We start from the raw sequence: 18,622 nt of genomic DNA, 5'->3' as shown, positions 1-18,622 counted from the left end.
AGCGGACCAATCCTTCTGGCGAGTTGAACGATTTGTGTTGTTTAGGTAAACCGAAGGGAGTGAAATGGAAGTCATGATTACAAAAGCTGATAAGAACAAAGCTCGTCTGAAAAGACATTTGCGCGTACGGAGAAAAATCCAAGGAACGGCTGTTCGTCCAAGATTGAACGTATTCCGTTCTGCCAAACATATCTATGCACAGCTGATCGATGATGTGGCTGGGGTTACTCTGGCATCGGCATCGACACTTGATAAAGAATTGAGCGGAATTACAAACGGCGGCAATGTGGAGTCTGCTAAAAAAGTTGGCGAACTGATCGCAAAACGCGCTCAGGAAAAAGGCTTCAAAAACGTTGTGTTTGACCGTGGGGGATACTTGTATCACGGACGTATTCAGGCTCTGGCAGACGCGGCTCGCGAAGCAGGCCTTGAATTCTAAAATAATCACTAAAAGGAGGTTAACGACTTGCGTGTAGATCCGAATACTTTAGAACTGACTGAAAGAGTTGTAAATATTAACCGCGTAGCTAAAGTAGTAAAAGGCGGACGCCGTTTTAGCTTCAGTGCGCTCGTAGTTGTCGGGGACGGCAAAGGCTGGGTTGGCGCTGGGATCGGTAAGGCAGGCGAGGTTCCTGATGCGATTCGCAAAGGAATCGAAGATGCTAAGAAAAACCTTGTATTCGTTCCGCTTGTGGGAACGACAGTCCCTCACCAAGTAATCGGTCACTTCGGTGCAGGCCGCGTTCTTCTTAAACCGGCTTCCGAAGGTACCGGGGTAATCGCAGGCGGTCCAGTTCGTGCGGTACTCGAACTTGCTGGCGTAGGCGACATTCTAACAAAATCTTTAGGTTCTTCGAATTCCATCAACATGGTTAACGCGACTTTGGAGGGCTTGTCCCGTCTGAAACGCGCTGAAGATGTTGCGAAATTACGCGGTAAAACCGTCGAAGAACTTCTCGGTTAAGGAGGGAATCTCATGGCAAAGCTGCAAATTACCCTCGTACGTAGTTTGATCGGCACATCGGAGAAACAACGCACGACTGTTAAAACACTGGGACTGCGTAAGGTAAACCAATCCGTGGTTCAACAAGATAATCCTGCCATTCGCGGCATGATCAATCATGTAAGCCATCTGGTATCCGTTGAAGAACTCCAAGGATAACTCCCTGACAAGTATTAGCGGATTAGCTAACGAATGAAATTGGTGGACCTAAGGTTTACCTTTACCCGCAAGTGAAACAATAAATAAGGAGGTGCAACGAACGATGAAGTTACATGAGCTTTCCCCAGCTCCTGGTTCCCGCAAAGAACGCAAACGCGTAGGACGCGGTACAGGAAGCGGCATGGGTAAAACATCAACACGTGGTCACAAAGGTCAAAATGCTCGTTCCGGCGGCGGTGTCCGTCCGGGCTTCGAAGGCGGTCAAAACCCGTTGTATCGTCGCTTGCCAAAACGCGGATTTACGAATCCAACGCGGAAAGAGTATGCGATTGTGAACACCCAGGAATTGAACAACTTTGCGGCGGATACAGAGGTTACTCCTGAGCTGTTGTTTGAACAAGGAATCGTGAAAGACGCAAAAAGCGGCATCAAGATTCTTGGCAACGGTGAACTGACTGTCAAATTGACGGTTAAAGCGAATAAGTTCTCTCAATCCGCGGTGGAGAAAATCGAGGCTGCCGGCGGTAAAACCGAGGTGATCTAATGTTTAAAACCATGAAGAACATATGGCACGTTAAGGATCTGCGGACCCGTATTTTGTTCACTCTCTTTATCTTTATTATCTACCGGATCGGTACATTTGTTCCGGTTCCGGGCGTTAATAAAGAAGTGTTCAAAACGACAAACGTAGCGGGGAGCGATTTGCTCGGGCTATTGAACATCTTCTCGGGCGGCGCGCTGCATAATTTCTCGATTTTTGCAATCGGGATTTTCCCTTATATCACCGCCTCCATTATTATTCAGCTCCTGTCCATGGATGTTATTCCTAAGCTGGCAGAATGGGCGAAACAAGGTGAGCATGGCAAGAAGAAGACGGCCCAAGTCACTCGTTACTTAACGGTGGTCTTGGCCCTCATTCAAGCCTTTGCGACATCGATCGGGTTCAACCGGCTGTATTATACGGAGATGGTGCCGAACGCTACGTTCGGGGATTATATGTTGATCGCGATTGTTTTGACCGCGGGTACGTCGTTCTTGATGTGGCTTGGTGAGCAAATTACGGATAAGGGAATCGGTAACGGTATTTCGCTGATTATTTTCGCGGGTATCGTCGCCTCGATACCAACTCATATACAAAATATCGCAATGTCTGATTTCATAGTTACTGGGCAAACGTTCATGAACATTGTTAAAGCAATTGCGATTATCATCGTGTTGGTGTTAATTGTTATCGGTGTAATTTACATCCAGCAAGCCATCCGTAAAATTCCTGTACAATACGCTAAGCGTGTTGTCGGAAACAAAATGTATGGCGGGCAGAACACGCACATTCCGCTCAAAATTAACGCAGCGGGTGTTATTCCGGTTATCTTCGCATCATCCCTGCTGCAGTTTCCGATAGTCATTGCAAGCTTCTGGTCAACACACACTTGGGCACAATGGATCAGCAACAACATGAACATTGACCGTCCGTTGGGTATTGTGTTGTATGTAATCATGATTATTGGATTTACGTTCTTCTATACGTTTGTACAGATGAACCCGCAGCAAATGGCGGATAACATGAAGAAGAACGGCGGCTACATTCCGGGGATCCGTCCGGGGAAAACAACGGCCACTTATCTGACTCGGGTTCTATCCCGTTTGACGATGACCGGCGCATTGTTCCTCGCCTTTATCTCCGTACTCCCGGTTATTCTCGGTGCATTGGCAGGATTGCCGCGTACCGTGCAAATCGGAGGTACTTCCATTCTGATCGTTATCGGTGTTGCGCTTGATACGATGAAGACGATCGAAGGGCAATTGATTAAACGTCACTACAAAGGCTTCATTAATAAATAGGAGATAGGTTCCAGGATTGAGCTTGGTTAACGAACTCTCCTGGCGCCTATTGTTCTGTTTTCTTAGCGAAGTGAACCAGTCTCGAAGGGAGTGCTTGACATGAACATTCTATTCATGGGACCTCCTGGAGCGGGAAAAGGAACACAAGCAGAGGCGATCGTTAACGAATTTGGCATTCCTCATATTTCGACAGGCGATGCATTTCGTCTGGCGATCAAGCAAGGAACGCCTGTTGGGCTGAAAGCCAAGGAGTATATCGATCAAGGCCTGCTGGTACCTGATGATGTCACCGTAGGTATCGTTCGCGAAAGACTTCAGCAGTCCGATTGCGAAAATGGTTTCTTACTGGATGGATTTCCAAGAACCCTTTCGCAAGCGGAAGCGCTGGAGGAGCTGCTTAGCGAACTGAATCGCAAGCTTACGCACGTCATCAACCTGAAAGTGGATCGTAACAAATTGCTGGCTCGTCTTACGGGACGACGGATTTGCAAATCTTGCGGCTCTACTTATCATGTGATCTTTAATCCTCCTAAACAGGAAGGTGTTTGCGATAAGTGCGGCGGAGAATTGTACCAACGTTCTGACGATAATGAAGAGAGCGTAGGCACACGGCTGGACGAATACATCAACAAGACAGCGCCGCTTCTTCAGTTCTATGAAGAAAAAGGGCTGCTGCGCGAAATTGATGGAGAACAGGAAATCGATACGGTAACGAAAGAAATCGTATCTTTACTGCGAGGTTAAGTAATGATCATTTGTAAATCCGAAACGGAACTTGGCTTTATGAGAGAAGCAGGGCGGATCGTCGCGGAGACGCACAGGCTCATGGCACAATCGATTGAGCCCGGGATTACGACGGGGGAACTCGATCAAATTGCTGATAAGTACATTCGCAGTCAAGGCGCGGTGCCGTCTTTCAAAGATTACAACGGCTTTCCTTACAGCATTTGCGCTTCGGTTAACGAAGAATTGGTACATGGATTTCCCGGCAAACGCAAACTGAATGAAGGCGACATCATCAGTCTTGATATCGGTGCGGAGTATCGCGGCTTTCATGGCGACTCGGCATGGACTTATCCGGTTGGCAAGATTTCAGAGGAAGCGAAGAAACTTCTCGAAGTTACTGAAGGATCTCTTTTTGCCGGACTGGAGCTCGTCAAACCCGATGTTCGCTTATACACGATATCGCATGCTATTCAGCGTTACATTGAGGATGCAGGCTTTTCGGTCGTTCGCGAATATGTCGGTCACGGCATCGGCGCGAATCTTCACGAGGAACCGCAGATTCCGAATTACGGCATTCCAGATCGGGGGCCACGTCTGAAGCCAGGTATGGTTCTGGCTATCGAACCTATGGTCAACGTAGGCAAGCGATATGTAAGAACGCTGGAAGATAACTGGACAGTCGTTACAGTGGACGGCTCGCTCTGCGCTCATTTCGAGCATACTGTAGCAGTTACTGCGGACGGTATGGAAATTCTTACAAAGCTGGACGAATAGGCGATGAAGGTGGAGCACTGCTCAGAAGCCAAGATCGGCCAAATGGTGAGAGTGTTGAAGGGCAAAGAAGCCGGGTCGGTTGCTGTTGTTGTAGCGATTGTGGACACCAAGTTCGTACTGATCGCGGATGGGAACAAACGAAAGTTTGATCAGCCCAAACGGAAGAATGTACAGCATCTCGAACTTTCGCCAATCATTAGCAGCGAGGTTGTTCATAGTTTGCAGGAAAGCGGTCGGGTGACTAATGCGAAGCTGCGGCATGCCGTGCGCGCATTCGTTCAATCCGCCAATCCAAATGCTGAAGAGAAAGGAGACTGACTGTGGCTAAGGAAGATGTCATTGAAGTCGAAGGTGTAGTTGTTGAGCCGCTGCCGAATGCTACTTTCAAAGTAGAGCTTGAGAACGGTCATCAAATTCTCGCTCATGTTTCCGGTAAGCTGCGGATGCATTTCATCCGTATTCTGACGGGAGATAAAGTGGTCGTTCAACTATCACCGTACGATCTCACAAAAGGTCGTATTACTTACCGTAAATAGATACCATATCATTTATTGCGAATATGTGGTATGATATTCAGGTTGAGTTTGTCACTGCATATAATTTATTTTTTGTGGTGACCTGTGAAACGAAGTTATTCTCGAAGTCAATGCTTCAAAGTTAGTTTTACTTGATGTAAAGCTAGGCTAATCCTTACGAAGAAAGTTTTGCTTCGCAAAACTTTAGGGAGGTAATTAACATGAAGGTAAGACCTTCTGTAAAGCCTATTTGCGAAAAATGCAAAGTCATTCGTCGCAAAGGCCATGTAATGGTAATCTGTGAGAATCCTAAGCACAAACAAAAACAAGGTTAATAGAAGGGGGTGTAGCGTAAAATGGCTCGTATAGCTGGTGTGGATTTGCCACGTGACAAACGCGTTGAGATCGCCTTGACTTACATTTTCGGAATCGGTAAAACGACTTCTCAGAAAATCCTGAATACTACAGGCATCAATCCGGACACTCGTGTTCGTGATTTGACGGAAGATGAGGTTAGCAAACTACGCGAAACGATCGACAAAGAGGTTAAGGTTGAAGGTGACCTGCGTCGTGAAATTTCCTTAAATATTAAACGTTTGATCGAAATTGGCTGCTACCGTGGTGTGCGTCATCGTCGTGGCCTGCCTGTTCGCGGACAACGTACGAAAACGAATGCCCGTACTCGTAAGGGTCCTCGTCGTACAGTAGCGAACAAGAAGAAATAAGAAGGGAGGATAACTGACAATGGCTAAACCAAAAAAAGTCGTACGTACTAAACGTCGTGACCGTAAAAATATCGAATCTGGTGTGGCGCATATTCGTTCCACATTCAACAATACGATTGTAACGATTACGGATCCGCACGGTAATGCGATCTCTTGGGCAAGCTCCGGCGGCCAAGGGTTCAAAGGTTCCCGTAAATCTACTCCATTCGCTGCGCAAATGGCTGCTGAAACAGCTGCTAAAGCTGCAATGGAACACGGCATGAAATCCGTTGAGGTTATGGTTAAAGGTCCTGGAGCCGGCCGTGAAGCCGCTATCCGTTCCCTGCAAGCGGCAGGCCTTGAAGTCAACATGATTAAAGACGTGACTCCAATCCCGCATAACGGTTGCCGTCCTCCAAAACGCCGTCGTGTTTAATGAAGTTGCATAAGGTGTGTATAACAACATTGCAACTTGGTAACAATGGTTGTTTAGGCATACTACATGGTACACTTCAGAAGACATGGCTGTTTTTTAGGAACGACGTTTTGAAGGAGGGGTAATTTCGTGATAGAAATCGAAAAGCCGAAAATTGAGACCGTAGAAGTTAACGATGATGGCACCTATGGGAAATTTGTAGTAGAACCACTTGAGCGTGGGTATGGCACCACTCTGGGTAACTCGCTGCGTCGGATTTTGCTCTCTTCTCTACCGGGTGCAGCGGTAACCTCGGTCCAGATCGATGGCGTTCTGCATGAATTTTCGACCGTTCCGGGTGTAATGGAAGACGTTACGGAGATCATTCTGAATCTGAAAGCTCTCTCTCTCAAAATCCATTCGGATGAGGAGAAAATCCTTGAAATCGATGCGGAAGGCGAAGGAGTTATTACAGCAGGTGATATCCGTGCGGATAGCGATGTTGAAATTCTGAATCCGGACTTGCATATTGCTACGCTTGAACCGGGTTCCAGACTTCACATGCGCATATTCGCAGGCCGGGGCCGCGGTTATGTTCAGGCAGATCGGAATAAACGAGATGACCAACCTATCGGTGTCATTCCTGTGGATTCGATCTATACCCCGATTGCACGTGTCAACTACGTCGTAGAGAATACACGGGTTGGCCAAGTGACCAACTACGACAAGCTCACGCTTGAAGTATGGACAGATGGCAGCATTAAACCAGAGGAAGCGGTTAGTCTCGGTGCGAAAATATTGACTGAGCATCTTTACTTGTTTGTGGGTCTCACAGACGAAGCGAAGGACGCGGAAATCATGGTAGAGAAGGAAGAGGACAAGAAAGAGAAAGTGCTTGAGATGACTATCGAAGAGCTCGATCTTTCCGTTCGTTCCTACAACTGCCTCAAACGTGCCGGTATCAATACCGTGCAAGAGCTGACGACGAAAACCGAAGAAGATATGATGAAGGTTCGTAACCTCGGACGCAAATCTTTGGAGGAAGTCCAAGAGAAGCTGGAAGAGCTTGGACTCGGACTTCGTACGGAAGAATAGATTGCTTGAATCGTTTTAGCGAAGGAGGGAATACACATGGCATACCAAAAGTTGGGACGTAACTCTAGTGCACGTAAAGCTTTGTTCCGTGACCTGGTAACAGACCTGTTCTTGTATGAGCGCATCCAAACGACAGAAGCGAAAGCGAAAGAAGTTCGTTCTATCGCTGAGAAGCTCATTACAAAAGCAAAACGCGGTGATTTGCATGCCCGCCGTCAAGTTGCAGCGTTCGTTCGCCGCGAATCGATCGACGGAGAGCAAGATGCAATCCAAAAGCTGTTCACAGAAATCGCAACTCGTTACTCCGAGCGTCCAGGCGGATACACTCGTATCCTGAAACTGGGACCTCGTCGTGGTGACTCTGCCCCTATGGTTTATCTTGAACTGGTAGACCGGGCATAATATTCTTCGTGAATTGCCTCTATTTTCCCACAGGGAAATATAGCTTATTCATAAGGAGAGCGACAGCGGAAGGAGCCGGACTTTCGGTTCAGCGGCTTTCAGCCCCGAACGAGCCATGGGCGGCTTGAGCGGGGCTTTGCTCTTATTAGAGGACAGTTGCGTGTCTGGGGGCACGCATTGGGCTCGGCCATATATGATGCAAACTCTCTGTACGCCAAGCCTGGATATGGCTAGTTCGTTCAGAGAGTTTTTCATTTATTAACACAAGCATGCAGCAAGCGTTCAGGAAGGTGGCAAGGTCGTGCGTAATTTACTGATGACGGTCTGTTATGACGGAAGCAATTATTATGGCTTTCAGACGCAGCCGGGAGGCAATACGATCCAAGATTGCCTGGAAGCGGCTATTCAGAATTTAACAGGCGAGACGGTTAAAATCCATGGCTCCGGCCGCACCGATGCCGGGGTTCATGCCCGGGCGCAGCCGTTTCATTTCTTGACCTCGTCGCAAATTCCGGTAGGACGCTGGTGCCTTGCGTTAAACGGGCGCCTGCCTGCAGATATTCGCGTTACGTCTGCCAAGGAAGTAGAGCTTGATTTTCACGCCAGGCGGTCAGCCAAACGGAAGACGTACCGTTACACGATTAATGCTAACCGGTTTACTGACGTATTCCAGCGCAGCTACCAGCTTCATCATCCGGGAAAGCTTAATGTGGATGCGATGCGTGAGGGCTTGAACTGCCTCCTGGGAACGCATGATTATACGTCGTTTGCTTCCCGTCATTCTACGAAGGCCAGCCATGTCCGGACGATCGACGAGACGAGAATCGAAGTAGATATGTCGCTGGCTGTGCCAGGCACCAGGGATCAGGGCGTGATTCATCTGTATATTAGCGGGAATGGCTTCCTGCAGCATATGGTGCGGATCATCGTGGGAACCCTGCTTGAGGTAGGTCAGGGCAAGCGCCCTCCAGAACAGATGAAGCAAATTCTGGAGGCGAAGGATCGCAAGGCAGCTGGGCCAACCGCGGAAAGCAAGGGGCTTATGCTGTGGAGCGTGGAATACGAACAGCACTAGGGCAGAGGCCATAAGCTTAAGTGAAACCATCAAGTCTACGAAACGTATCATACTCAACTAGTTTCTAGGAGGGGTACACGACTATGAAATGTCCTGTTTGCAATGACGTTCGCATGAGGGAAATAGAGAAGGATGGCGTTATGATCGATGTTTGCCCGGATTGCAAAGGCGTATGGCTGGACCGCGGCGAGCTGGAGAAGCTGCTTGGAGAAATCCGTGAGCTGCGGCCTGCATTTGACGAGTGGTATGAAAGCCGCGAGGGTGGACAGGCTTATCGTGAGGGAGATGAGCGGTATCGCCAGCCAGGGCCTGGGTCAAGCTACAACCCGGGATTCGATCCGGGAGCGCCCCGGCCGGGTAGTCAGTCTGGGTATGGGTCCAAGGCTCCGCAGCAGGGCTATGATCCTCGTTACGGCAATCCTTATGGCGGCGGTAAATATCATAAGGATCACTACAAGTATAAGAAGAAAAAGTCGGTTCTCGACGTTCTTGGAGACTTGTTCGATTAATACCGAGTTTAATTCAATTTGCTCTAAAAAAGACTTGCGTAATAAATGTGCATCCTGTAAAATATAAGTTGTGTTTTCTTATGGCTATCCCACAGCCCCCAATAAGAAGACGATACATCTATGATAATTTAAATGCGAATAAGCATAGGAACGAAGATAAATTTACCAGATTCGTTCTGCGCCCAAAGAGCATGAACATGTCTGGTATCTATGAACCATGAACCATTTCGGACGAGAATGAAGGAGGATCTTTACATGCGTACCACCTATATGGCTAAGCCAAGCGAAGTTGAGCGCAAATGGCACATCATTGATGCCGAAGGCAAAACGCTGGGCCGTTTGGCAAGCGAAGCTGCGGCATTGATTCGCGGTAAACACAAACCAGGATTTACACCTCATGTTGACGGCGGTGATTTCGTTATCGTCATCAATGCTGAGAAAATCAGACTTAGCGGCAACAAAATGGAAAACAAGAAATACTATCGTCACTCCCAGCACACAGGTGGCCTTAAAGTGACGGTTGCTCAAGACCTGTTGAGAACAAAACCTGAGCGCATGATCGAATCTGCGGTTCACGGCATGCTTCCTAAAACTCGTCAAGGCGAGAAAATGAAGCTGAGATTGAAAGCATATGCGGGTACTGAGCATCCACATGCAGCACAAAAACCAGAAGTTTACGAACTTCGCGGATAATTAAAAGGGAGGACAGTTTCATGGCACAAGTACAATACTATGGGACAGGTCGTCGTAAACATTCGGTAGCTCGTGTTCGCCTTGTACCGGGTGAAGGACGCATTGTCATTAATAAACGTGATATCAATGACTACTTCGGTTTGGAAACACTCAAACTGATCGTTAAACAACCGCTGAACTTGACAGAAACAAGCACTAACTACGACGTGATCGTTATCGCTCACGGCGGAGGTATCTCTGGTCAAGCAGGAGCAATTCGCCACGGTATTTCCCGTGCATTGCTCAAAGCAGATCCAGAATTCCGTCCTGCACTGAAGAAAGCAGGCTTCTTGACTCGTGACCCACGTATGAAAGAGCGTAAGAAATACGGACTTAAAGCTGCTCGTCGTGCGCCACAATTCTCCAAACGTTAATATTCCCTTGCAGAACAAGGAAAGAAAGCCCTTGGCCTTTATTGGCCAGGGGCTTTTTTCTTGCGTTCATATTGACTTATTGTTAAAAAGTTCTATACTTTAAATTATAATTCAAATCTGATTAGTAGGAATATTTCCTTGTTTATGTAAATTTGCTGCGAGGGGGACAAAACCATGAATTTATTGGAGAAAGAACAGTTGATTCAGACTAAGGCGGAGGAGTTCGAGAACGCATCTCCTGAAGAGATTATCGCTTGGGCAGTTCAGACATTCCCGAATATTACATTTGCGTGCAGCTTCGGTGCAGAGGATGTCGTGCTGGTGGATATGCTGCAGAAGATCAGCCCGTCGACGGATATTTTCTATCTGGACACGGATTTCCACTTTAAAGAAACCTATGAAACACGCGATAAAATGGCTTCCAAGTACAATCTTGAATTCGTGCGGGTATCTCCCCTAATTACGCCGGAGGAGCAAGCCTCTCAGCACGGCGAAGAGCTCTGGAAGAGCGATCCGAATGCCTGCTGCAACATTCGCAAGGTCGAGCCTTTGACCCGGGTATTGTCCGGATACGATGCCTGGATCACGGGGATCCGGCGCGATCAGGCGCCAACGCGCGCCAATGCGAAGAAAGTGGAATACGATACGAAATTCGGGCTGGTCAAATTCAATCCGATAGCTAGCTGGACTTCGGAGGATGTATGGGACTACATCCGGGCTAACAATGTGGTATACAATCCGCTGCACGATCAGAATTATCCTAGCATCGGCTGCGAGTATTGTACTCGTCAAGTTATGCCGGGAGAAGATCCACGGGCAGGACGCTGGTCAGGAACGGATAAAACCGAATGCGGACTTCATAAATAATAATATATACATTCAATATGCAGGGAGAGATGGAGATGACAGCAATTTTGCCACATGGTGGCAAACTGGTAAATCGGGTTGTGACAGGTAAGGAAAGAGAAGAATTACTCGCGCTAGCTAAAGACCTTCCGGTAATTTCGATCAATGCCTGGACGATTTCGGATTTGGATTTGATCGGTGTCGGAGCCTTTTCTCCGCTGGAAGGATTCTTGAATCAAGAAGATTACGAATCCGTGGTCCAGAAGATGAGACTCGCTGACGGTACGGTGTGGAGTATTCCGATTACCTTGTCCGTGAGCGAGGATCAGGCGCAGCAGTTGGAAATCTCCAAGCGTGTTGCGCTTGTAGGGGAACAAGACGGCGTCGTCTACGGCTTGCTTGACGTGGAGAGCGTCTATAAAGTGGACCAGGCTGAGGAAGCGAGAAATGTATTCAAAACGGAAGATAAGGAGCATCCGGGAGTAGCTAAGCTTTTCGAACGTTCGCCTTATTACGTGGGTGGACCAGTGCAGGTGCTCAATCGTCCGCAGCCGGAGCGCTTCGGCGAGTTTTACTTTGATCCAGCAGAAACTCGGCGCTTATTTGCCGAGAAGGGCTGGCGTACCGTGGTCGGATTCCAGACACGTAACCCGGTGCACCGCGCGCATGAATATATTCAGAAGAGCGCGATGGAAATTGTTGATGCATTGTTCCTGAACCCGTTGGTCGGCGAAACGAAGTCGGATGACGTTCCGGCGGACGTGCGCATGAAGAGCTACCTTACGCTGCTGGACAATTATTATCCTGCGGATCGTACTTTCCTTGGCGTGTTCCCGGCCGCGATGCGTTATGCCGGACCACGGGAAGCGATTTTCCATGCTATGGTCCGCAAAAACTACGGCTGCACCCACTTCATCGTTGGCCGTGATCATGCGGGTGTCGGCGACTATTACGGAACATATGAAGCACAGGAAATCTTCCTGAACTTTACGCCGGAGGAGCTTGGGATTTCTCCGCTCTTCTTCGAGCACAGCTTCTTCTGCACGACCTGCGGCAACATGGCTTCAAGCAAGACGTGCCCGCATCCGAAAGAGGCGCATTTGACGCTGTCGGGTACGAAGGTAAGAGCTTTGCTGCGCGATGGTGTATGCCCGCCGCCAGAGTTCACGAGACCAGAAGTAGCGAAAGTATTGATTGAGGGCATGAGCCACCAGGTCGTTATTTAATGTCATAAATCGAATATGAGGTATATTTGTCCACCTCGTCCCATATAGATGATTAGAATCATATGGGTTCGGAGGTGGCTTTTTTATGGGATCAAGGGATAAGGTGACGCTATGGATTTCATTAGGTCATATTAAAAAGCTGATGCTCGGCCTCGTTTTGCTGGGCTTACTATGGGGAATTGCGGTATACGAAGTTCCGGCAAGGAACGCCTGGAATTATTGGAGTCTGCCTTTAGCCGGAGTCACTATAGCATTGGATGCCGGACATGGCGGGCCGGACGGGGGAGCCGTAAGCCGGCAAGGCCTCATCGAGAAGGATATCAATCTGGCTGTAGCTCTTTATCTGCGCGACTATTTGCAGCAGGCTGGGGCAATTGTCGTCATGACCCGGGAAGATGATCGAGATTTAGCCGATGCAGGAACAAAAGGGTACAGCAAACGCAAAACCGAGGATCTAAAACGCCGCGTTCGCTTCATCAAAGAGAAGCAGGCCAAACTGCTGATCAGCATTCATGTGAACAGCGTCCCTTCCAGTAAATGGAGCGGGGCACAGACGTTTTTTACCAAGGAGGATGAAAAAAGCTACGATTTGGCCTACTTGATTCAGGATGAGCTGATACGTAATTTGGAGAACAGCGATCGTGTAGCGAAGCAAAACGATAAATCCGTTTATTTGCTGAAAGCTTTGAAAATCCCGTCTGCGCTCGTGGAAGTCGGTTTTTTATCCAATCCGGGGGAGGCGGCGATGCTCGGCAGCGAACAGTACCAGCAGAAGGTGGCGGCCTCGATTTATCAGGGCATTTTAAGATATAGCGCCGGAGAGACGGGAAAAAGGGCAAAGAAGAGCGGAGAGTGATATAATATACATATTTACACGATATGATACGAAGTCGAGGTGCTGTCATTGTTATCCAAGGAGCATATTCAAGCGGCCTTGCGCCCTATTGCCGAGCCGAAGCTGAAACGAAGCTTGGTTGAGCTGCAATGGATTCGCGATATGATGGTGAAAGAAGATCGTGTCTCTCTAACAGTAGTCTGCCTAGAGAAGGATGAAGAGACGCAGAAGCTGCTGGAGCGGGAGATTCGTGACCGTCTGGCGGATGCTGGCGTCAGTCATGTTCATTTGAGATTCCGGGAAGCTTCCGAGCGGGAGCGCGAAGAGGCTGTGGGCGAGCAGCCGGGAGAAGCAGGGGGAAAAGAACCTTCCGATGAGGAGGTGCTGCGCAAAGGACATGCTGCCGGCCTCGAGAAGCTGCCAATTCTGGATCCGAAGTCCGGCGTGAAGTTCATTGCGATTGCCAGCGGCAAAGGCGGAGTTGGCAAATCTACTGTTACTGTAAATTTGGCTGTTGCGCTTGCCCGGCGTGGACAGCGTGTCGGCTTAATCGATGCGGACATATACGGCTTCAGTGTTCCGGATATGATGGGCATTGAAGAAGTTCCTAACTTGGATGAAGGGGCGATTATTCCTGTCGAGCGCTTTGGCGTAAAGGTAATGTCGATGGGTTTCTTCATTCAGGAGAATAATCCTGTCATTTGGCGGGGGCCTATGCTGGGAAGGATGCTTCGCCAGTTCTTTAGCGATGTAGATTGGGGGGAGCTCGATTATGTGCTGCTTGATCTGCCCCCGGGAACAGGAGATGTGGCGCTTGATGTGCATCAAATGATTCCGCATAGCAGCGAAATCATCGTGACGACGCCTCATGCCACGGCTGCCTTCGTGGCGGCCCGTGCCGGAGCGATGGCACTGAAGACGAACCACGAGGTGCTGGGCGTAATTGAGAACATGGCTTACTACGAATGTTCGGCCTGCGGCCAGAAGGACTATATTTTTGGCCGGGGAGGCGGAGCGCGGCTTGCCGAGACGCTGCACACTGGATTGCTGGCGCAAATTCCGCTTGGCGCTCCGGACAACCATCCGGCCGAACCGGACTTTTCGCCTTGCGTGTATAAGCAGGACAGCACAGTTGGCCGGATCTATGATGACATAGCCCTGCAGGTTATCAATAAGTACGCAAAAGACTGACCCGATGGTCAGTCTTATTTTATGGCAGCTAGGAAAATTTAATTGTCTAGGAGCCTCCGCCTCCGCCGCCCCCGTTGCCTTCGCCGCCTTTTCCGCCACCGCCGCCTTTTCCGCCAGCACCGCCTTTGCCGGAAGTAGATTCTTTTTCAAGCTTGGGCTGCAGCTGCTCCTGCACCACCGTTTTGAGCAGATCCATCACTTCCATTTTGAAGAGCGGGCTTTGCATCGCTTCCTGCATGACAGTCATGGACTGCTTGCGGAAATCGGGCGTTTGGGTAAGATCGAGGAACATTTTCATAACCTCAGGCGATTTCATAATTTCGCTGACAGACTTCTGATACTGCGGGTCCTTGATCAACTGCATATGCAGCTCTTTGTTCTGCGAATTGATCGCTTTGGCGAAATCGCCAGCGAATTTGGGGTCGGTCATAATCTTTTCGAACTCTTTTTTGTATTCCGGGGAGGTGATTGTTTCCTTGACGGCCATTTTCACCTGCTCCGAGGTTTGGGTTGGCAGGATCATTTTGATCCCCATCGTGCCGCCCCCGCCGGAACTAGAGCCCCCGCTCCCGCCAGAAGATCCGCCTGACCCCCCGGAACTGGAGCCTCCGCCTCCGCCCGATTGTCCGCTTCCGCCTTCGGATGGCGGGGAGCTGAGCGCTTCGTAAATGGCTTTTTTACCTTCATCGGTTTTAAGTATGTCAATGATCATGGATTTCGTCTCTTTGTATCCCCCTCCCTGAGCAGAAGAGGAGCTCGGTTCAGAACCGCAAGCCGTTAGCGGAAGTATACAAGCACATATAAGGCACAGCATCCATCGGTAGTTCAGCCGTTTCATGGTTCCTTCCTCCTTCATCGTGATCGCTGTATGTAGTATGCGGACGTGAAATAGGAATTATCCCCTTGAAAAGCATGGTGTTTTACCGGAATCGTTGGTAAAATAATTCGTTAGTGGGGGTGTTAGGTTTTGAATTTGAAAAATTGGCTTTATTTGTTCTGGACCACCTTGCTGGTTGGAGCAGTTGGATCGCTGGCCGTAGGCCTAATCCTGCAATGGACGGATACCGTGCAGTTAAACGGAGCGGTGGATTTTTTGGTGAATGTCGGTATTTTGCTTGGGGTAGGCATTATGGTTAGCGTATATTCCCAAATGGGCTTTTTTGCTTATTTGATGATCAACTACATGGGCACAGGCGTTTTTACCAGAAGAACCTGGCAATACGTACAAATTGTGCTCACCGCGCTTGCGCTGCTTGAGCTGATGTTCTTCCGGACGTTTGTAGGAGAAGGGCAGGGCGGCTCCGATATCGTTCTTAGCGCGGTTATACTTATTGTGGCTTGTGCCGTAGCTTTTTATAAGGCGAAGCTGACCAATGGAACAGCATGGATTCCAACCTTGTTCTTCATGATCGCTGTGACGATCGTAGAAATGATCGGGGTGCTTAAGATCGGAGTTAATGCGGCGACAGCATGGATCGTTGCTCCGCTTTTGGCATGCAATGCGTATCAGATACTAATCCTGCATAAAGTATTAAAGCCTGCGGCTCCTGCAGGGTCTGCGCAAAGCCCGCAATAATAGAAGCAAGCGAAGAAGCTCAGTATGAATACTGGGCTTTTTGTTTTATCCAAGCCATAAAAAAGACCTCCGTTAAAACGGAAGTCCATGAAGCCAACAAGTCTTCCTTATGCCGCTGTTTGTGCCGCTACATCTGCCATCTGTTTACATTCCTGCCGCGATGTCGATTTGCTCCTGTATCCAGGCCTGATCCCTCACCTGAGCGCCTTTGACGCCCGCTTCCTGGAGCAGGTCGGTGACGGTAACGAATTCGTATCCTTTTTTACGGAGCTCGTCGATAATGATTGGAAGCGCCTCATGTGTCTGTTTAACGGAATCGCTGGCATGAAAGAGAACGATATCACCGGGATGCGCTTTGCTGACGACGCGGTTTACGATCGTTTGAACGCCCTTGTTCATCCAATCCTGCGAATCGGTATCCCACTGGATCACTTTATAGCCAAGCTCGTCGGCAATTTTTAGCACGCGCTTATCAAAATCCCCGTTCGGCAGCCGGAGCAAGGCAGGTGCTTTTCCGGTCAAATCGGTTAAAATAGAATGAGCCGTCGTAAGCTGCCGCTTAATTTCTTCATCTTCAAGGCCGCTGTAGTTGACGTGCTTATGGCCATGGCTGCCGATTTCAAAGCCTTGCTGCTGAATGGCCCTGACGAGCTCGGGATGGCTTTTGCTCCAAGGGGAGGAGAGGAAGAAGGTCGCTTTTTTCACGTCCTTATCTTTAAGCACCTGAAGTATTGGCTCTGTTCTTGTATCCCCCCAGCTGATATCAAAGGTGAGAGCAATGACCTTCTTGTCGGTAGATACGCTGTAGATAGCCGAATGATTGCTCTCTTCGGAGAATACCGTAATATTTTCTTTCTCTACATAGATGATACCGGCTGCAAACAGGGCCGCGGCAAATACAAACATGAAGCGTTTGATCTTTTTTCCGTTGAGGACGTAGAAGAAATTATTCATAAGTTAAGCCCCTCTCGTTTCAAAATAAATTTGTCCGCTGTTACAATATATGCTCGTACCTTTTGCGAATATAACCGTTCTCGTCCGCTTTAGAGGAAAACATCAGAGACAGCACTAGGAGGTATTTATGTCTTTTCGTTGTTTTATTCAAGATTTGGCCCATTATCGGAAAATGCTGCTTGTTTCACTGACGTTGTTCGTTGCCGGAATTGTGCTTGGCAATGTATATTCGGACTATCTTGGCGCCATGCTGAAGCCACAAATTCATGCACTACGTGAGGTGAGCGGCACTTTGTCGCAGTCTTCCTCGCCGGAGCTAAGTTTCTTTATATTCATTTTCTTGAACAATGCCATCAAAAGCTTGCTGGTTATCGGCCTCGGCGCGTTCTTCGGTTTTATGCCCGTCGTGTTCCTGGTGATGAACGGAATGGTGCTTGGATACCTGGTTCGCGAGACATCGGCCCAAGGGGCAGACATGTTCGAATTGATTGTAAAGGGCTTGCTGCCGCATGGCATTATAGAAATTCCGGCTATTCTGATCGCCGCTACCTACGGTCTGCAATTCGGTTATTTGGTGCTGAAAAGCTTGGGGGAGCTTGGAGCAAGAGAAAGGCATGAACGCAGTGTAAAATGGGGAGCTTATTTCCGTGCGGCGGGAACCGCAGCGTTCTGGATTACTGTGGCCTTGCTCATCGCGGCCATTATTGAAAGCACGATTACATTTCATCTGGTTCAATGATAAAAATTAGGATTGCATTCATATTTTCCCTAAAAGTTGTGCATACCATTAAAGCGGTTCAAAAGACCGAGTTTCTTAATTTGGCAAAAAGGTTAATCATCGTTAACCAACGACAGATGAGATTTGTTTCATCTTATGGTCATTTTCCCTGCAACGATCGTAATTTAGATGAAAGAGGAGCTGTGAGCCATGTTGGGTATGTTATTTAATGAGAAAGAATGTAAAGAATTAGATTATGTCCTACGCAAGGAACTGGATGAAATGCTGCTGGATATGAGTGATCACCGCCTGGATCAGGATATCAGGCATGCCATTGCCAATAGATACAAAACCATATTTCGAATGTATGCCCGGTTTGCACCCTCGAAGGAACTCTCCAAATATGCGCGAAAAGCTCGTTTTCCCCAGGCAAAGCAATAAGATGAAAAACAGGTATTGACTTTAAGGGAAGGGGTGTGATAAATTATCATTCGTGCCGCTTTTGAGGTACGGCAGCCGGGAAAGTAAGAGTTTATAAAAGAAATAAAAAAAGTTTAAAAAAACTCTTGCAAAAACCTAGCTAACTATGATATATTATAAAAGTCGCCGCTGAAACAACGGTGACACGCGAAACAAGGTTGATCTTTGAAAACTGAACAACGAGTGAGCGGGTTTCACGGAAGTGAAATCTAAATAATAGAGTCAGATGCAAATCTGATCTCGTCAGATTCAAAATGAGCAAGTCAAACTTTAATGGAGAGTTTGATCCTGGCTCAGGACGAACGCTGGCGGCGTGCCTAATACATGCAAGTCGAGCGGAGTTATTTTGGAAGCTTGCTTCCGAAATAACTTAGCGGCGGACGGGTGAGTAATACGTAGGCAACCTGCCTGTAAGACTGGGATAACTGCCGGAAACGGTAGCTAATACCGGATAAATCATTTCGCCGCATG

At 48.4% G+C, this 18,622-nt stretch carries 27 protein-coding genes and 1 rRNA gene; 26 read left to right on the top strand and 2 right to left on the bottom strand.

Annotated elements, in window-relative coordinates; translation table 11 throughout:
- Positions 1 to 73 precede the first annotated feature (73 nt).
- From rplR to GNP95_RS23860, 22 genes are all read left to right on the top strand, one after another.
- Positions 74 to 439, top strand: a complete 366-nt coding sequence (gene rplR / locus GNP95_RS23965) for a 50S ribosomal protein L18 (RefSeq protein WP_155613346.1) — start codon at positions 74 to 76, stop codon at positions 437 to 439.
- Between the two features lie 27 nt (positions 440 to 466).
- Complete coding sequence (rpsE, locus tag GNP95_RS23960) at positions 467 to 964, top strand: 30S ribosomal protein S5 (protein WP_055105086.1); 498 nt, start codon at positions 467 to 469, stop codon at positions 962 to 964.
- A gap of 12 nt (positions 965 to 976) precedes the next feature.
- The gene (gene rpmD, locus GNP95_RS23955; protein WP_155613345.1) at positions 977 to 1,162 is read left to right on the top strand and encodes a 50S ribosomal protein L30; all 186 of its coding nucleotides are present in this window, start codon (positions 977 to 979) and stop codon (positions 1,160 to 1,162) included.
- A gap of 103 nt (positions 1,163 to 1,265) precedes the next feature.
- Positions 1,266 to 1,706, top strand: coding sequence for a 50S ribosomal protein L15 (rplO, locus tag GNP95_RS23950; RefSeq protein ID WP_055105088.1), 441 nt, complete (start codon positions 1,266 to 1,268; stop codon positions 1,704 to 1,706).
- Positions 1,706 to 3,004 carry a preprotein translocase subunit SecY gene (gene secY / locus GNP95_RS23945; RefSeq protein WP_155613344.1) on the top strand — a complete coding sequence of 433 codons (1,299 nt, stop codon included), beginning with the start codon at positions 1,706 to 1,708 and terminating at the stop codon, positions 3,002 to 3,004. Before rplO ends, secY begins: the two co-directional genes overlap by 1 nt.
- 99 nt (positions 3,005 to 3,103) lie before the next feature.
- A complete protein-coding gene (locus GNP95_RS23940) occupies positions 3,104 to 3,748 on the top strand; it encodes an adenylate kinase (protein ID WP_155613343.1) in 645 nt (214 codons plus the stop codon).
- A 3-nt stretch (positions 3,749 to 3,751) separates the two neighbouring features.
- Complete coding sequence (map, locus tag GNP95_RS23935; protein WP_155613342.1) at positions 3,752 to 4,504, top strand: type I methionyl aminopeptidase; 753 nt, start codon at positions 3,752 to 3,754, stop codon at positions 4,502 to 4,504.
- 3 nt (positions 4,505 to 4,507) lie between these two features.
- Positions 4,508 to 4,822, top strand: a complete 315-nt coding sequence (locus GNP95_RS23930) for a KOW domain-containing RNA-binding protein (RefSeq protein WP_155613341.1) — start codon at positions 4,508 to 4,510, stop codon at positions 4,820 to 4,822.
- Between the two features lie 2 nt (positions 4,823 to 4,824).
- On the top strand, positions 4,825 to 5,040 hold the full coding sequence (infA, locus tag GNP95_RS23925) for a translation initiation factor IF-1 (protein ID WP_019635791.1): 216 nt from the start codon (positions 4,825 to 4,827) through the stop codon (positions 5,038 to 5,040).
- 200 nt (positions 5,041 to 5,240) lie between these two features.
- Positions 5,241 to 5,354, top strand: coding sequence for a 50S ribosomal protein L36 (rpmJ, locus tag GNP95_RS23920; protein ID WP_068779123.1), 114 nt, complete (start codon positions 5,241 to 5,243; stop codon positions 5,352 to 5,354).
- Between the two features lie 21 nt (positions 5,355 to 5,375).
- Positions 5,376 to 5,744, top strand: a complete 369-nt coding sequence (gene rpsM / locus GNP95_RS23915; RefSeq protein ID WP_019635792.1) for a 30S ribosomal protein S13 — start codon at positions 5,376 to 5,378, stop codon at positions 5,742 to 5,744.
- Positions 5,745 to 5,763: 19 nt separating this feature from the next.
- Positions 5,764 to 6,159: a 30S ribosomal protein S11 gene (gene rpsK / locus GNP95_RS23910; RefSeq protein WP_019635793.1), complete on the top strand. Its 396-nt coding sequence runs from the start codon at positions 5,764 to 5,766 to the stop codon at positions 6,157 to 6,159.
- 129 nt (positions 6,160 to 6,288) lie between these two features.
- Positions 6,289 to 7,233 carry a DNA-directed RNA polymerase subunit alpha gene (locus GNP95_RS23905; RefSeq protein ID WP_055105094.1) on the top strand — a complete coding sequence of 315 codons (945 nt, stop codon included), beginning with the start codon at positions 6,289 to 6,291 and terminating at the stop codon, positions 7,231 to 7,233.
- Between the two features lie 36 nt (positions 7,234 to 7,269).
- Positions 7,270 to 7,635: a 50S ribosomal protein L17 gene (gene rplQ, locus GNP95_RS23900; protein WP_019635795.1), complete on the top strand. Its 366-nt coding sequence runs from the start codon at positions 7,270 to 7,272 to the stop codon at positions 7,633 to 7,635.
- Positions 7,636 to 7,936: 301 nt separating this feature from the next.
- Complete coding sequence (gene truA / locus GNP95_RS23895; RefSeq protein WP_330163604.1) at positions 7,937 to 8,710, top strand: tRNA pseudouridine(38-40) synthase TruA; 774 nt, start codon at positions 7,937 to 7,939, stop codon at positions 8,708 to 8,710.
- A gap of 83 nt (positions 8,711 to 8,793) precedes the next feature.
- Positions 8,794 to 9,219: a TFIIB-type zinc ribbon-containing protein gene (locus GNP95_RS23890; RefSeq protein ID WP_155613339.1), complete on the top strand. Its 426-nt coding sequence runs from the start codon at positions 8,794 to 8,796 to the stop codon at positions 9,217 to 9,219.
- A gap of 255 nt (positions 9,220 to 9,474) precedes the next feature.
- Positions 9,475 to 9,912, top strand: coding sequence for a 50S ribosomal protein L13 (rplM, locus tag GNP95_RS23885; protein ID WP_155613338.1), 438 nt, complete (start codon positions 9,475 to 9,477; stop codon positions 9,910 to 9,912).
- A gap of 20 nt (positions 9,913 to 9,932) precedes the next feature.
- Positions 9,933 to 10,325 carry a 30S ribosomal protein S9 gene (rpsI, locus tag GNP95_RS23880; RefSeq protein ID WP_155613337.1) on the top strand — a complete coding sequence of 131 codons (393 nt, stop codon included), beginning with the start codon at positions 9,933 to 9,935 and terminating at the stop codon, positions 10,323 to 10,325.
- Between the two features lie 174 nt (positions 10,326 to 10,499).
- A complete protein-coding gene (locus GNP95_RS23875) occupies positions 10,500 to 11,192 on the top strand; it encodes a phosphoadenylyl-sulfate reductase (protein WP_155613336.1) in 693 nt (230 codons plus the stop codon).
- 35 nt (positions 11,193 to 11,227) lie between these two features.
- Positions 11,228 to 12,397 carry a sulfate adenylyltransferase gene (sat, locus tag GNP95_RS23870; protein ID WP_155613335.1) on the top strand — a complete coding sequence of 390 codons (1,170 nt, stop codon included), beginning with the start codon at positions 11,228 to 11,230 and terminating at the stop codon, positions 12,395 to 12,397.
- 85 nt (positions 12,398 to 12,482) lie between these two features.
- Positions 12,483 to 13,253, top strand: coding sequence for an N-acetylmuramoyl-L-alanine amidase CwlD (cwlD, locus tag GNP95_RS23865; RefSeq protein WP_155613334.1), 771 nt, complete (start codon positions 12,483 to 12,485; stop codon positions 13,251 to 13,253).
- Between the two features lie 48 nt (positions 13,254 to 13,301).
- Positions 13,302 to 14,423 (top strand): Mrp/NBP35 family ATP-binding protein, encoded by a 1,122-nt coding sequence (locus tag GNP95_RS23860; protein WP_155613333.1) that lies wholly within the window; start codon positions 13,302 to 13,304, stop codon positions 14,421 to 14,423.
- 46 nt (positions 14,424 to 14,469) lie between these two features.
- Here GNP95_RS23860 and gerD read toward each other — a convergent pair whose 3' ends face one another.
- Entirely contained in the window at positions 14,470 to 15,261 is a 792-nt protein-coding gene (gerD, locus tag GNP95_RS23855) for a spore germination lipoprotein GerD (RefSeq protein ID WP_155613332.1), read from the bottom strand.
- A 129-nt stretch (positions 15,262 to 15,390) separates the two neighbouring features.
- Between gerD and GNP95_RS23850 the strand changes: the two genes are divergently transcribed.
- Positions 15,391 to 15,999, top strand: coding sequence for a KinB-signaling pathway activation protein (locus tag GNP95_RS23850; RefSeq protein ID WP_155613331.1), 609 nt, complete (start codon positions 15,391 to 15,393; stop codon positions 15,997 to 15,999).
- 144 nt (positions 16,000 to 16,143) lie between these two features.
- Here GNP95_RS23850 and pdaB read toward each other — a convergent pair whose 3' ends face one another.
- Positions 16,144 to 16,953, bottom strand: coding sequence for a polysaccharide deacetylase family sporulation protein PdaB (pdaB, locus tag GNP95_RS23845; RefSeq protein WP_155613330.1), 810 nt, complete (start codon positions 16,951 to 16,953; stop codon positions 16,144 to 16,146).
- A 127-nt stretch (positions 16,954 to 17,080) separates the two neighbouring features.
- Here pdaB and GNP95_RS23840 point away from each other — a divergent pair, with 127 nt between their 5' ends.
- The 3 genes from GNP95_RS23840 to GNP95_RS23830 form a co-directional block, all read left to right on the top strand.
- Positions 17,081 to 17,692, top strand: coding sequence for a stage II sporulation protein M (locus GNP95_RS23840; protein WP_155613329.1), 612 nt, complete (start codon positions 17,081 to 17,083; stop codon positions 17,690 to 17,692).
- A 189-nt stretch (positions 17,693 to 17,881) separates the two neighbouring features.
- Entirely contained in the window at positions 17,882 to 18,112 is a 231-nt protein-coding gene (locus GNP95_RS23835) for a hypothetical protein (RefSeq protein ID WP_155613328.1), read from the top strand.
- 309 nt (positions 18,113 to 18,421) lie between these two features.
- A 16S ribosomal RNA gene (locus GNP95_RS23830) occupies positions 18,422 to 18,622 on the top strand; the annotation flags it as partial.

The organism is Paenibacillus woosongensis (assembly GCF_009725165.1).
Classification (GTDB): Bacteria; Bacillota; Bacilli; order Paenibacillales; family Paenibacillaceae; genus Fontibacillus; species Fontibacillus woosongensis.
This window is presented reverse-complemented; position numbering and strand designations above follow the sequence as displayed.

Bases quoted from the DNA above. Each gene is read 5' to 3' on its own strand.
- secY (WP_155613344.1), top strand. From the start codon at position 1,706: ATGTTTAAAACCATGAAGAACATATGGCACGTTAAGGATCTGCGGACC.
- cwlD (WP_155613334.1), top strand. From the start codon at position 12,483: ATGGGATCAAGGGATAAGGTGACGCTATGGATTTCATTAGGTCATATT.
- GNP95_RS23840 (WP_155613329.1), top strand. From the start codon at position 17,081: ATGTCTTTTCGTTGTTTTATTCAAGATTTGGCCCATTATCGGAAAATG.
- rplM (WP_155613338.1), top strand. From the start codon at position 9,475: ATGCGTACCACCTATATGGCTAAGCCAAGCGAAGTTGAGCGCAAATGG.
- rpsI (WP_155613337.1), top strand. From the start codon at position 9,933: ATGGCACAAGTACAATACTATGGGACAGGTCGTCGTAAACATTCGGTA.
- rpsK (WP_019635793.1), top strand. From the start codon at position 5,764: ATGGCTAAACCAAAAAAAGTCGTACGTACTAAACGTCGTGACCGTAAA.
- GNP95_RS23940 (WP_155613343.1), top strand. From the start codon at position 3,104: ATGAACATTCTATTCATGGGACCTCCTGGAGCGGGAAAAGGAACACAA.
- rplO (WP_055105088.1), top strand. From the start codon at position 1,266: ATGAAGTTACATGAGCTTTCCCCAGCTCCTGGTTCCCGCAAAGAACGC.
- rpmJ (WP_068779123.1), top strand. From the start codon at position 5,241: ATGAAGGTAAGACCTTCTGTAAAGCCTATTTGCGAAAAATGCAAAGTC.
- pdaB (WP_155613330.1), bottom strand. From the start codon at position 16,953: ATGAATAATTTCTTCTACGTCCTCAACGGAAAAAAGATCAAACGCTTC.
- GNP95_RS23930 (WP_155613341.1), top strand. From the start codon at position 4,508: ATGAAGGTGGAGCACTGCTCAGAAGCCAAGATCGGCCAAATGGTGAGA.
- GNP95_RS23835 (WP_155613328.1), top strand. From the start codon at position 17,882: ATGTTGGGTATGTTATTTAATGAGAAAGAATGTAAAGAATTAGATTAT.
- gerD (WP_155613332.1), bottom strand. From the start codon at position 15,261: ATGAAACGGCTGAACTACCGATGGATGCTGTGCCTTATATGTGCTTGT.
- rplQ (WP_019635795.1), top strand. From the start codon at position 7,270: ATGGCATACCAAAAGTTGGGACGTAACTCTAGTGCACGTAAAGCTTTG.
- GNP95_RS23890 (WP_155613339.1), top strand. From the start codon at position 8,794: ATGAAATGTCCTGTTTGCAATGACGTTCGCATGAGGGAAATAGAGAAG.
- GNP95_RS23875 (WP_155613336.1), top strand. From the start codon at position 10,500: ATGAATTTATTGGAGAAAGAACAGTTGATTCAGACTAAGGCGGAGGAG.
- rplR (WP_155613346.1), top strand. From the start codon at position 74: ATGATTACAAAAGCTGATAAGAACAAAGCTCGTCTGAAAAGACATTTG.
- rpmD (WP_155613345.1), top strand. From the start codon at position 977: ATGGCAAAGCTGCAAATTACCCTCGTACGTAGTTTGATCGGCACATCG.
- sat (WP_155613335.1), top strand. From the start codon at position 11,228: ATGACAGCAATTTTGCCACATGGTGGCAAACTGGTAAATCGGGTTGTG.
- map (WP_155613342.1), top strand. From the start codon at position 3,752: ATGATCATTTGTAAATCCGAAACGGAACTTGGCTTTATGAGAGAAGCA.
- rpsM (WP_019635792.1), top strand. From the start codon at position 5,376: ATGGCTCGTATAGCTGGTGTGGATTTGCCACGTGACAAACGCGTTGAG.